Genomic DNA, 13,197 nt, shown 5'->3' with positions numbered 1-13,197 from the left:
TATGCCGCGGTTTGTATTTCATCCAATTTAGGATGTTTTCGGTATTGTTGCTGGTGTACTCCTTTTTCGTTATGATATATTAAAGCGCTTTCGTGCATAACTTTTTATCATCTTAATGAAGCTAAGGAGATGACGGATTTGAGTCATGAAACAACGGGTATCGAATATTTATTTCAAGATCCGAAGATTCAACTAGATGAGCGTGTACGGGATCTCGTGTCGCGACTAACCTTAGAGGAAAAGATCGAATCTATGCTGCAATACCAGCCGGCCATTGACCGTTTGGGAGTTGCAGCTTACAAGCACGGTACGGAAGCAGCACACGGGATAGCCTGGTTGGGGGAGGCCACTTCATTTCCTCAGCCTGTGGGTTTGGCCTGTACTTGGGATACGGAGTTAATGCGTCAGATCGGCTCTGTTATTGCAGATGAGGCGCGTGTCTACTATCGTCGTGATCCAAAATTGAACGGTCTTACCCTGTGGGCGCCTACAGTGGATATGGAGCGTGACCCAAGATGGGGAAGGAATGAGGAGGCCTACGGCGAAGACCCGTATTTGACGGGAGAATTGTCGAAGGAGTTAGTCAAAGGGATACAGGGTGATCATCCGGTATATTTGAAAGCGGTTGCGACGTTAAAACATTTTCTAGGTAACAATAATGAAGTGGACCGGGGTATTGGCTCCTCCAGCATAGACCCACGAAACCTGCGAGAATATTATCTAAGAGCATTTGAGAAGCCTTTTACGGAGGGCGGAGCCCAGTCGATGATGACTTCTTACAACTTGATTAACGGGACGCCTGCTACGTTATACCATGGTGTTAACGATATTGTCAGAGGCGAATGGGGAATGGACGGCTTTGTCGTAAGTGATGCGGGTGATGTGATGGGGATTGTAAACGACCATCAATATTACGATTCCCATACGCCGGGCGTGGCTGAATCTATTCGCGCTGGAATTGACAGCATTACCGATGATGCAGAGCTCTCCAAGCAGGCGATTCGAGAAGCTTTGGAGCAGGGCTCGCTACAAGAAGAGGACTTGGATCGGGCATTGTTCCATACGTTCCGTGTTCGTTTTCGTTTGGGGGAATTTGATCCGGCGGCAGACAATCCCTATGCCTCCATCGGGGAGGAGGCTTTAATGACAGAGCAAGCCCGTGCATTGTCGTTGCGTGCGGCGAGGGAGCAGATCGTACTGCTCAAAAATGAGCAGGAACTTTTGCCATTGAACCCTGCCCAGTGTGGCAAAGTAGCGGTCATTGGTTTGCATGGCAATGAGGTGTTCCGCGACTGGTATTCCGGTACGCTGCCTTACCGGGTTACACCGCTGGAGGCGATTCGTGCCAAGTTGGAAAGCAGGGGCGCGGAGGAACGTGTCGTGTACTCCGATGCCAAAGATCGTGTGACCTTGACAGCATCGACTGATGGCGCGAAGCTCATAGTTAATTCTTCTGGCGATATGCGCTTGTCCCAGGATGGAGAGCCAACGGTATTGACCATGACAGATTGGGGCTATGGCAGCGTGACACTGCATGATGAACATCTGGGTACCTATGTGACGAGCGATGAGGAGACGCTTCGCGTGACGGCTGCTGAAGCGTATGGCTGGTATGTTAAAGAGGTCTTTGGACTGACTCCTGTGGAAACAGGGGAGCATCTGTGGACCACATGGAACGGTAAGCCAGTGATCGCAGGAACGGAAGGCTCCTTAAAGGTGATGGAATCCGCAACTCCTGCACTTAGCGCCACAGACTCCAACCATACGACTTTCCGTATAGAGTCGGTATCGGATGGCTTGGCGGAGGCGATAGCCGCTGCGCAAGCGGCAGATACAGCGATTGTATTCGTTGGAAATCACCCGCTCATTAACGGAAAGGAAGAGAATGATCGCCCAGGCTTGGAACTGGCTGCTTCCCAGCAGCGACTTATCGAGGAAGTATATCGCGTCAATCCGAATACGATTGTGGTTCTGACGGGCAGCTATCCTTTTGCGATTCCTTGGCTTCAAGAGCATATTCCAGCGATCGTATATACGTCTCATGCGGGACAAGAGCATGGTACAGCCATAGCGGATGTATTGTTTGGAGATTACGCACCCGCAGGGCGTCTGAACATGACCTGGGTTCAGAATGAGGATCAATTGGGTGATATCAGAGATTATGATATTATCCGTGGCGGCCGTACCTATCAATATTTTGAAGGGGAACCGTTATATTCATTTGGACATGGGCTAACGTATTCGCCATTTGAATATAGTGATCTGCATACAGACGCCCATAAGGATAACGTTAAATCTATGGTTGCACTTGACGCTGCGGAAACTCTCCAGGTGTGGGTAGATGTGACGAATCGGGGGGAAGCTGCTGGCGAAGAGGTTGTACAACTGTATGTACGCTCTGAAGCCTCGCGCGTAAAGCGCCCGTTGAAGACACTGTGTGGATTTCAACGCATTCGCTTGGAGCCAGGTGAGACGCGAACGGTCTCTTTTACGGTTCGGGTAAAGGATTGGGCGATTTGGGATGTCACACGGGATTGTTATTGCGTTGAATCGGGTGAATATACACTGCTGGCAGGTGCCTCCTCAGCAGATATTCGATTGGAGCATCCTGTGTACGTTCGAGGTGAAGTTATTCCACCACGGCAAGCTGGACCAAGGATACGAGCTGAAAACTTTGATGATTGCTTCGACATCCTGCTGGATGAAAGCAAGGAGCAAAGGGAGGCCTGTGTACGTCCCCGTTCAGCGCAACGTTCTGGTTGGATTGCTTTTCATGGCGTAGAAATGAATACGGTGAGTGTAGCCGAGTTTCAGTGCCGCGTGTCAGGCAACAGCAGTGATGCAGCCATTGAACTGCATTTGGATGGGCCAGACAGCCAAGCTGTGGCACGCATCAATGTGGGCAATACAGGAGGGGCACAAGCATGGGTGACACTCTCGGAAAAGGTACAGTCAACCTCCGGCATCCGGGATGTTTATCTGTCACTTAGTGGAGAAGTACGACTAGGTCATTTTACTTTGGGCGCTAGGGATCCAGAGGGTTCCGGCTTTCAGGCTTGAACTTACATCTGACATCACGTACAATGCATTCAACGAAGTTTCTACAGCTTAGGGGTGTCATCTCATTTGAATAATGAAAAAAGACTACGCACCGCAACGCCCAAATGGCTTGGAATTGCGGTAAAGGCGCTTGTCTATTTGGAAAAACACGGGGAGCTTTGTGCCAGCGGTTCTATTGCCCGCTCCATTGATTGCGAGGTCACTTTGGTGCGCAGGGTGCTGACACGGCTTGTGCAGGCTGATTTGATTGCAGCACGTGAAGGGCGCGAGGGAGGTTATGTGCTTACCCGTTCGGCGGATCATATTACACTTGCTGATATATACCACGCCATTGAAATATGTGATCCCATTTTCCCGGGGATGATGCATGAACCGGAGACGAACCCTTTTTGCGGGGAGTTGGCGATCGCCGTATCTGAGATTTTAGCTGAGAGTGAACGTCGTATGCTGGAAGTATGGGAATCTCATACGCTTGCTTCGCTCGCCAAGCGTACATCACTTGTGGTAGGGAATTGCAATCATACTGAAGATAAGGATGCCAAGTCACCTTCCCCAAGGGATTAACATCTTTTCATTTAAAAGGATAATAGCCGATACGATCCTCAAGAGAGGGTTGTATCGGCTATTTCTGTGTAAAGGTCATGCCTCAAATTATATTTCATAGGAGCAAACCCGATTACGTCCTGCTTTTTTAGCTTCATATAGTGCTTTGTCCGCCTGTTCCAGCAGGGCTGCTCCGGATATATCTTCTCCTGTACCAGGGAAGGTGGTCACGCCGATGGACACGGTAACTTTAAGAATAAGTCCGTCGGCTAAAACAAACTCGTACTGATTTACTCCGCTAAGAATCTGATTAGCTATGCGTAGTGCTTGCCGAAAAGCACAATTCGGCAAAAGTACGGTGAATTCTTCTCCCCCGCTACGGGTGACTACATCATTAGTACGGCACTTTTCCATTAAAATCTGTCCAAGCTGACGCAGCACTGCATCGCCTGCGGCATGTCCGTAGGTATCGTTGACTTCCTTGAAGTGATCAATATCCAACACCAGTACAGATAAGTGCTCATGACTTTGACGAGCTTGAGGGAGCTGTTCTTCCAATGAGAACTCAAGCTGTCTTCTATTGCTTAAATTAGTGAGATGGTCTGTGTAGGAGGTATGCTCCAGTCGAAGTAACAGCTCATTGGATGTGTTGATAGATTCAGCAATGAGGTACAGAAGACATCCGCCGACCATGGAAATGAAGAATTGGAGCGGATACACGTGCAGAACATCATCGAGATTTTTCAAATTTATCATAAGGGGACAGAATATAATGCCCAAAGCAAAAACATTCATCATAATCAGCTTGGGTAAACGCGACCAGGATAAATGTGACAGTACAGCACACCCCAGACCAGCGAGCAGCATAAAAATGGCGCCTACGATGGCTTGAGTGTTGATACCAAACAGCAATAGTCTGCCTAAACATATAAAAAGCGTTGCCATAAGCGCAGCTGGGGCGCCGATATAAGTTGCGGTAGCTACGATAGCCAGATGTCGAAGATCAGCGATGGTATTAAATCCTACTGGAATGGAGTAGTACATGATAACAATGCCATAGCACCCAAAAAGAGCGCCACCAATCCAATGTACCTTATGCGTTAAGGTGTGTAGACGGATTTTATACCTTTGTGAAACAAGACCGGTTATGTACAAAAAGGTGACAAGGATACAGGTATTTACAAAAAACGTACTAAACAAGATGTTAACCCTCCCGAGAGGCATATTCCTTCATTTTATCAAAAAGAACTGACATTAGGCTTAAAAAATTAAAAATTTATTCAAATTTATTACGCTGGGTTTGCTTAAAACGTTTCGATCGAGTGCTTGGTGCATAACTGGGAACAGATTGCGCATACTCCAAAGATACATTAATTAGGAAATAGGTAGTGTACTGTTGCCAATTGGAGAGGAGGTTTGCTCATGATTCGCTATCCCTATCGCAAACATAATAGAAAATCGGGTGTGGATAAGAAGAATGGAAATTCTCCGCGCTATTTAAAAATCGAGGCTTGTTTGGAAACCAACTTGCAGCAAGTTAAGGAGTTGACGTCAGATAGCCCAGACTTTCTGATTCGCCGCTTTAAAGTGGGCCTTAGGGCGGATGTCCCCGCCGCTATTGTGTTTCTAGATAGTATGGCCAAAACGGATACGGTGAATGAACTCATCATGAAATCCATGCTTAGCCGCCCATCTGCTGAGGTAGCTGTGGAGGTGGAGAGCGCAGAGGCGCTGTACACAAAAATACAGAGTCACGCGCTTGCACTTGGAGAAGTGAAGGACTGTGATGATTGGAATTCCATGATGAAGCAATTGTTAATGGGGGACACAATCATCTTATTGGAAGGCTGCGAGAAAGCCATTGCGTGCGGTACACGTGGGGGAGAGACACGCGCGGTCAGCGAGCCAACAACCCAGACAGTCGTCAGAGGACCAAAAGATGGATTTGTGGAATCTCTGTTCACGAATATTTCTCTGGTTCGGCGACGGATTAAAAGCTCTGATCTTACACTGGAAATGTTTCAAGTGGGAAGCACGTCTCTCACGAATGTGGCCATGCTATATATGAAGAATATTGCGAATCCACGTGTCGTAGAGGAGGTTCGTAAACGGATAGAAAACATCAACATTGACGCTATATTTGAGTCCGGCATGGTTGAGGAGATGATACAAGAAAATCATTTCACACCCTTCCCAACGATCTTTAACACGGAAAGACCTGATACCATCAGCAGCAATATTATGGAGGGCCGAGTGGCGCTCATTATAGACGGAAATCCGTTTGTATTGGTGATGCCCACAGTGTTTGCTCAATTTTTCCAGAACTCTTCGGATTATGAAGAGCGTTACGATATGGCGACTGTTGTTCGGCTCATTAGATATATCAGCTTCATTATTCTTATTCTAGGGCCTTCTCTCTACATTGCTTTAACAACATATCATTATGAAATGATACCGACTCCATTGCTGATTAGCATATTAGCTCAGCGGGAATCCGTTCCTTTTCCGGCATTTCTAGAGGCGTTAATTCTGGAGATCACCTTTGAGATTTTGCGTGAGGCAGGTATCCGAATGCCGCGTGCGGGTGGCCAAACGGTATCCGTTATAGGAGCGCTTGTGCTGGGTCAAGCGGCTGTGGAAGCCGGAATTGTCACCCCGCTGCTCACGATTGTAGTAGCCCTGACGGGGATAGCCAGTTTCGCAATCCCAGCCTACAACATGGCAGTAGCCGGGAGATTGTGCCGATTTATTTTCATGATCCTGTCTGCGTTCATGGGCCTATACGGCATTACATTGGGGCTGATTGCGCTAATTGCTCATATGAACAGTCTGAGTTCCTTCGGGGTGCCCTACATGGCGCCTTTTAGTCCTTTTGTGCTGGAGAGTCAAAAGGATGCCGTATTGCGACTCCCATTCTGGATGATGAAGAAACGTCCTAAAAGCATTACGTCTAAGAATCAGAATCGAATGAAGGATGGAAGCAGGATTTCCTCATCTGATAAAACCACACCGATGCAGGAGGGGGGCAATCAGGGTGTATCAGGGGAAGAGGAATGAACAAAGTGCTGTAACCTTTAAGGGGAGAATAGCAGGACTGTGTTTGGTCTTGCTTCTGTTCGCTCCATTGTTATCCGGTTGCTGGGATTCTGTGGAGTTAAACCAGCGAGCCGTAGTAGCGGGAATAGGAATTGATATGGCGGGGGAGTCAGAATATGAGGTCTCCCTGCAGGTGATCGTGGCAGATGAAATCGCTGGAGCCAAAGCGAGAGGAGATACCCCTGTCGTTTTGTATCGGGAAAAGGGCAAAAGTCTGTTTCAAGCGATTCGCAAAGCTTCACAGAGGATCCCACGGACTATTTCTCTGGCGCATGCCAGATTGGTCGTCATCGGAGAAAAACTGGCACGGCATGGAATTGGCGACACGCTGGATTTTCTGGAAAGGTATACGGAAACCCGTCTGACGATGAAAATGCTGATAGCGCGCGGTGAAACTGGAAAGGATGTACTGGCAACCATGACTGCGATCGGCCGCATTCCCGCTAATGATATTTCAGGAAAGCTGGAATTATCTCAAAATTTGTACGCTGGGGATTACGCGGTGAGTGTCGATGATGTCATTCGCAGCATGTCCAGTAAAGGGAGCGGTCCTGTGCTTACGGGCGTAGAGGTGAGCGGCAATTTGGAGCAGGCCTCACGGAAGGACAATGTGGACAATGTCTTACCGGAAGCAGTTGTTCACATTAATGGGATGGGAGTATTCCAAAAAGATCGCCTTGTCCGCTGGTTGGACGATGACCAAGCAGTTGGACTGTCTTTGATTAATAACAAAGTGAAAAGTGCGGAAACAACATTGAGTTGTGATAAGAAAGGGGAAACCGTTAGTATTGAAACCTTGTTCTCTAAAACCCATATAGACAGTCAGATGGAGCGAGGGGAGCCTGTTTTTGTAATTCATTTGAAGCAGACCGGAGCAATACAGGAAGCTGAATGTTCCATTAACCTGAAAAGTTCAGAGGTTATCAAACGATTGCAGGAGCAATGGGCAGAGGAAACGAAACGCGTCATTTTATCAACCGTCAAAGAGGTTCAGCGTACTGGCAGCGATGTGTTCGGCTTAGGTCTTGCACTTGAGAGGAGATACCCAAAACAATGGAAAAGGCTCTCTTCCGATTGGAGCCGTTATTTTGCAGAAAGCACCGTTCGTGTTCAGGTGACTTCGGTATTGAAGCATACACAGTCGCGAACCAACCCGTACTCAAGGGGAGAAGCCGACTAGTGAAATCAGGAAGGGGGGAAGGCGATGAAGAAGACACAGATAAGTTCAAAAGAAATGATCTCTCTCATGGTGCTGTTTGAATTGGGCACATCCATGATGTCTATTCCCGGAAGGGATGCGGGTAAGGATGCATGGATCGCCATCCTCATTTCCACGATTGTTGGGGCATTGCTTTTTGTATGCTATGGCAGCCTGCACCGACGTTTTCCTGATTTGCTTATGACACAATACTGCAGAGCTCTTTTGGGCAAGAAAGCAGGGAGCGCGCTTGCTTTTTTATATATCGTGTTTTTTCTCTACGGCGGAGCACGGGATCTTAGGGACACGGGGATCCTGATTGCTGACCGTACACTTCAGCATACGCCGTTGACAGTCATCTGTGGCTTAATGGTTGTACTTGTCATGTATGTGGTGTATTTGGGAATTGAGGTTGCAGGCCGGACGGCCATTATCATGTTGATTTTGCTACTGCTGCTGGGTCTCGCTACTAATATGTTGATTTTGTTGGCAGGCATTGTGGATGTGGGCAATATATTGCCCATAGCCGAGCATGGCTGGCAGCGGATATGGCAAGTAGTTTATTCGCAGGCCGTAATGCTACCGTACGGCGAGATGGTTACGTTTGCGATGATTCTTCCCACCTTAAAAAAAGGCTATCGTGCCAATGGGGTAGGGGTCTCTGCTATATTGTTTGGAGGGCTACTCCTGTCTGTTGTTACGCTGTCCAATGTACTTGTACTAGGAGAGGACGTGTTCAGACGGGCTACTTACCCTTTGCTCTCTATGATCAGCAAGGTCGAAATATCTGATTTTATCGACAGAGTCGATGTGATCGGCGTGATGAGCGTTATAATTTTTGATTTTTTCAAAATCTTCATCTTTTATTATGCCGCAGTTAAAGCGGCAGAGGATGTATTGAGAATATCCTACCATAAACTGATTCTGCCATTTGGGCTGATCATGTTAGTCTCTTGTGTATTAATGGCACTGGGTTATCAAGATCACCTTGAAACAGGCGAGTTTGTACTGAAATGGCTGTTTCCGATATTTGCCGTGTTTTTTCCACTCTTACTTCTAATTGTATCGTGGCTGAAAAAGACCCGGAATAAAAAAATAGAGGAGAATGCCCCATGAGTCATCGTCTTGCCAATAAAACATACATCAGTACCGGACAAATGCTCATTCTGATGTTCCATTTTATTCTAGGAAATGCAGTCATTATTAATATGGATAGTGAATATGAAAGGAATACTTGGATTGCTCAGACTATTGCTATGCTGGTCGGAATGGTATTGTTCCGGATGTACACCTACACGGCAGAGAGATTCCCCGGCCAAATGTTGACTACCTATGCTCGTCAATTGGTAGGGAATAAGGGTGGAACGGCAATAGGGGTACTGTACATTCTGTTTTTTTTGTATTTGACCAGTAGAAATTTACGTGATGAGACTGAACTGGTTCGTGTGTCTGTACTGGAAAAAACACCGAGCCTAGTCGTGGCTTTTCTGATGATTCTCTGTGCAATCTATGTCCTCTGGCTTGGCTTTGAAGTACTGGCCCGTACGGGACAGGTGTTTTTTGTAGTAATCCTCATCGTTATGCTTTTGGGAAATACATTATTGCTCTTATCGGGCAGTGTTCATCTTGAAGAACTGATGCCCGTCATGAGTAAGGGTTTTAAACCTGTACTCATGTCAGCCCTAAGGGATCGTTTGGCTTTTCCTTTTGGTGAGCTGATTTGTTTTATGATGTTTGTCCCTTCTGTAAAAAGGCCTTCACAGATCACCAAAGCTGGATATATAAGTATTTTAGCTGGAGGCACTATTTTAGTTGAAGTCGCAATATTAAATGTAACTGTGCTGGGGACCGATATAACAGAGCGTTCTATTTTTCCATTATTAAGTACATTCCAGAACGTGCAGCTTTCGGAATATGTGCAGCGTCCAGATGTTATTGTACTGATGTCCATTATTATCGGAGACTTTTTTAAAGTGGCCTTGTTTTCTTATGCAGCAGTGTTGGGGATATCGGATATATTTGGTTTACCGTACCGAAAAGTGCTCTTACCTTGCGGTATTATTGTTTTACTATGGTCACAGATAGGGGCAACAAACCTGAGTGAGCACTTTGAATTTGGACGACTGTCCCTCATCTATGTTCATCCATTATTTGTTTACGTTATTCCTTGTTTGTTCTTTCTGCTGGCTCTCTTGCGGAGAAGCAGAGGAAGAAGTTGAAACTTTGAGGAAACGTGACCATTGTGAGAACAGGAAGCGAAATGCATTTCCTATTGGCTTTTTGCCTACATTTATAAGGAGCACCATGAGCATTCCCACCAGCACAATATATTCTGATGGTCGCATCGTGCGAAAAGCCAATGAAACAGGCTCCCAAGGATGATGAACACCAAAAAGCCACTTTACCGACACACTTGTCCCAAGCATTAGTAGCATAAAAAGTATGAATATCCAAAGTGTTTTCATCAAACATCCCTCCATGAGCTGAATGTATATCATGTATACATTGTGTTGCAAAGCGGCACAATTTATCCGATCTCATTGACTTGAAATAAATTAAGATTTATACTTATTCTAAATTAATTTTTATTGTGATTATAAGTTTGTAATAAATATAATCTGCGTTGGTTAAGGGAGATGCGGTATGAGAACTTTAAATTTAACTTCGCAGCGCCAAGCGGTATATGATGTGGTCCGTGAGGCCCACGATCATCCTACCGCTGCCGATGTTATGAATCGGTTGATGGAGCGCGGATATAATCTGGCCTATGGAACGGTCTATAATTCATTGCGTTATTTAACGGATAAGGAATTAATCCGTGAGCTGAAACTAGGGGAAGCTGCTAGTCGTTATGATGGTCGGATGGACGATCATCAGCATATTATTTGTCAGGTATGCGGCCGAGTAGATGAAGTGATGAGTGAAGTCCCACACGATTGGATTGATACGGTTGCGCATGAAACGGGATATACGATTGCCCATGCCCATGTCGTATTCGGAGGAGTGTGTAAGGAATGTCAAAGCAAGCGAATCAAGTAACGAATCGTATTAAAGTAGCTGACATGCCTAGACGGGTGAAGGGCAGTTGGACATCGATGTTGTCTGCCCCGTCTACACCTGCGGTGCAGACCGTTCCTTCTAATGAACCTTTGTATTGTCCGACCACGCGTCGCATCATCCTGATCAGTTCCGTACCGGGTGTAGTCCACGGTGTGGTGCGTACGTTGTCAGATGCGTGTTTTGACGTAATGGTCTTCCATCGCTGGGAGCCTGAAGTGCAGCGTCATTTGGGGAGCGACCTCTTGATTTACGATTTGACCGCCACTGATCCACGGCGTGAATTGCTGAGTATCCGCAATGATCTTGAGCATGAATATATGAAAGACACACCAGTCATGTATGTGGTTCAGGATCGGATGTCTTTACGTGCGCATGAGCTGCTTCCTTCGGAAGAGGTACTGATATGGCCACTAGCATCCAACCAAATGGTGCATGACATTGAGCGGATGATTGTGCGTCATCCGGTGATTTCCCGCCAGGCAGCGCAAACCAGTCAGCGTACGGTGTTCAAGGATATCTGGATTGACCGTGATAAAATGTTGGTATATAAGGAAGAGAATCTATTGAATCTAACCAAAACGGAATACGATTTGCTATTGAAGCTGATAGATTCTCAAGGAAAAGTGATCTCGCGCGAGCAAATGATGCATGATATCTGGGAAACCGATTTTGTCGGCGGCAGCAATGTTGTAGATGTGCATGTCAAAAGTTTGCGCAAGAAGCTGGACGATCGACCTGCGGAGCCTGAATATATAGCAACCGTAAGAGGTGTAGGATACAGATTGGCAGATTAAACGGAAAGTTATGAATATCGATAAATTCCGCCGGATGGATACCATTCGGCGGTTTGTATACGGTGCCTGAAGCTGACACTAGGTGTGACAGTTGACTTTATCAGGATACATACACTACAATCGGTAGTGTGAGGTGCTTCTTATGAAACGACTGAATTTTAAAGCTGGCGAAACCGGACTTAACCGATTTTTCGGGCCTCTGGAAGCCAAAATCATGGATATTTTATGGTCCACTTCGGATCGTAGTATCAAAGAAGTGCAGACCGCATTGGAGGGGGATCGGGACTTTAACTTCAATACGGTAATGACCGTGATGAACCGTTTAGTGGAAAAGGGGATTTTGAGCAAAAGTATACGCGGGAGAACGTCCTTATACCGTCCTGTTTTAAGCAGAGAAGAGTTTATGGATGAGCAATCCAAAGAGCTGAGTCACGAACTGGTGGATGAATTTGGTCCGCTTGCTGTCAACCATATGATTGATGCTCTGGAAGTAGCTGATCCGATTTTAATTGAACGTTTGGAACAAAAAATTAAACAATGGAAAAAGGATATGTAGACGATGTGGAAAACACGTTCTAAATTACTGTTTACAGCAGGCGCCTTGATTTCGGGTTTTGCCCTTATGCAGATGGGGATGTACGCCGGGCAGCATGTTTTCGGCTGGAAATTGAATTTTAACGTGTTTCAAATTTGCAGAAGTTTGTTGCAGCACTACGGAATCGGCTACATGGTGGATGCGCTCAGTGGACTGGTTTTTGTAACCTTCGGTATCGCCGGAGGAGAAGCAGTCAGACAGTGCATGGCTACCAGGGCGGCTTTCCGCAGACTGCATCGAATGCGCGACCTGCCGTTGACCGAAGCACTGGGTGAGCGATATCGCGAACTCGGGACCGATCGAATTTGGGTCATTGATTATGCCAAGCCTGCTGCCTTCACCATGGGTTTATGGAAGCCGCGAATTGTATTGTCCTCTGCACTGTTGTCCGTACTGGACAAGCATGAGGAAGAAGCGGTTATATACCATGAAGCCTATCATATGAAGCATTATGATCCATTGAAGACCTGGTTCCTGCAAATGTGCGCTACACAGCTGTTTTACTTGCCGGTGCTACGTCACATTACCAACCATTACAAGACGGCCCGTGAAATCTTGGCGGACAACGAAGCGATTCATCGAGCCGGTTCACCGGTTGGAATTGGGAGCGCATTGCTCAAGCTTCTGAGTATGACACCCGCTAATGCCCGTCTGGTAAACTCCGCCGCTTGTTCCTCTTTTGCAGAGACGTCCATTAATTATCGTATCTCACGTATTCTAGACCCTCAACAAAAGCCGACCATTCAGATGCCTTGGCGTTCAATTATGTTTTCAGGCTATGTACTCGTCATGTTAACGCTTATGTTTACACTGGCGTTAATCTAGTTTGGCAATATGTATCATAGAAGGTG

At 46.5% G+C, this 13,197-nt stretch carries 11 protein-coding genes; 10 read left to right on the top strand and 1 reads right to left on the bottom strand.

Translation table 11 applies throughout. The features are described from left to right. The first annotated feature begins 138 nt into the window (after positions 1-138). On the top strand, positions 139-3,060 hold the full coding sequence (locus HFD99_RS09535) for a glycoside hydrolase family 3 C-terminal domain-containing protein (RefSeq protein WP_025366073.1): 2,922 nt from the start codon (positions 139-141) through the stop codon (positions 3,058-3,060). Between the two features lie 66 nt (positions 3,061-3,126). Then, positions 3,127-3,624, top strand: coding sequence for an Rrf2 family transcriptional regulator (locus HFD99_RS09530; RefSeq protein WP_019688882.1), 498 nt, complete (start codon positions 3,127-3,129; stop codon positions 3,622-3,624). Positions 3,625-3,711: 87 nt separating this feature from the next. On the opposite strand, the gene HFD99_RS09525 is transcribed toward HFD99_RS09530, so the two are convergent. After that, positions 3,712-4,803 carry a diguanylate cyclase gene (locus tag HFD99_RS09525; RefSeq protein ID WP_025366072.1) on the bottom strand — a complete coding sequence of 364 codons (1,092 nt, stop codon included), beginning with the start codon at positions 4,801-4,803 and terminating at the stop codon, positions 3,712-3,714. A gap of 222 nt (positions 4,804-5,025) precedes the next feature. Here HFD99_RS09525 and HFD99_RS09520 point away from each other — a divergent pair, with 222 nt between their 5' ends. The 8 genes from HFD99_RS09520 (at position 5,026) to HFD99_RS09485 (ending at position 13,171) form a co-directional block, all read left to right on the top strand. After that, positions 5,026-6,660, top strand: a complete 1,635-nt coding sequence (locus HFD99_RS09520) for a spore germination protein (RefSeq protein ID WP_025366071.1) — start codon at positions 5,026-5,028, stop codon at positions 6,658-6,660. Further along, on the top strand, positions 6,638-7,879 hold the full coding sequence (locus HFD99_RS09515) for a Ger(x)C family spore germination protein (protein WP_225164818.1): 1,242 nt from the start codon (positions 6,638-6,640) through the stop codon (positions 7,877-7,879). The genes HFD99_RS09520 and HFD99_RS09515 overlap by 23 nt, the downstream gene beginning before the upstream one ends. Before the next feature lie 24 nt (positions 7,880-7,903). After that, entirely contained in the window at positions 7,904-9,013 is a 1,110-nt protein-coding gene (locus tag HFD99_RS09510) for a GerAB/ArcD/ProY family transporter (protein WP_025366069.1), read from the top strand. Next, positions 9,010-10,116, top strand: coding sequence for a GerAB/ArcD/ProY family transporter (locus HFD99_RS09505; protein WP_017428586.1), 1,107 nt, complete (start codon positions 9,010-9,012; stop codon positions 10,114-10,116). Before HFD99_RS09510 ends, HFD99_RS09505 begins: the two co-directional genes overlap by 4 nt. 424 nt (positions 10,117-10,540) lie before the next feature. Beyond that, positions 10,541-10,936, top strand: coding sequence for a Fur family transcriptional regulator (locus tag HFD99_RS09500; RefSeq protein WP_013373543.1), 396 nt, complete (start codon positions 10,541-10,543; stop codon positions 10,934-10,936). After that, positions 10,912-11,751 (top strand): response regulator transcription factor, encoded by an 840-nt coding sequence (locus tag HFD99_RS09495; RefSeq protein ID WP_017428587.1) that lies wholly within the window; start codon positions 10,912-10,914, stop codon positions 11,749-11,751. Before HFD99_RS09500 ends, HFD99_RS09495 begins: the two co-directional genes overlap by 25 nt. A 142-nt stretch (positions 11,752-11,893) precedes the next feature. Continuing rightward, positions 11,894-12,307 (top strand): BlaI/MecI/CopY family transcriptional regulator, encoded by a 414-nt coding sequence (locus tag HFD99_RS09490; protein WP_016324858.1) that lies wholly within the window; start codon positions 11,894-11,896, stop codon positions 12,305-12,307. 3 nt (positions 12,308-12,310) lie between these two features. After that, entirely contained in the window at positions 12,311-13,171 is an 861-nt protein-coding gene (locus HFD99_RS09485) for a M56 family metallopeptidase (RefSeq protein ID WP_016822783.1), read from the top strand. Positions 13,172-13,197 lie beyond the last annotated feature (26 nt).

The organism is Paenibacillus sp. EKM301P, from assembly GCF_011800295.1.
GTDB classification, from domain to species: Bacteria; Bacillota; Bacilli; order Paenibacillales; family Paenibacillaceae; genus Paenibacillus; species Paenibacillus polymyxa.
The sequence above is the reverse complement of the archived record's forward strand: the minus strand, read 5'-3'. Positions and strand labels throughout refer to the sequence as shown.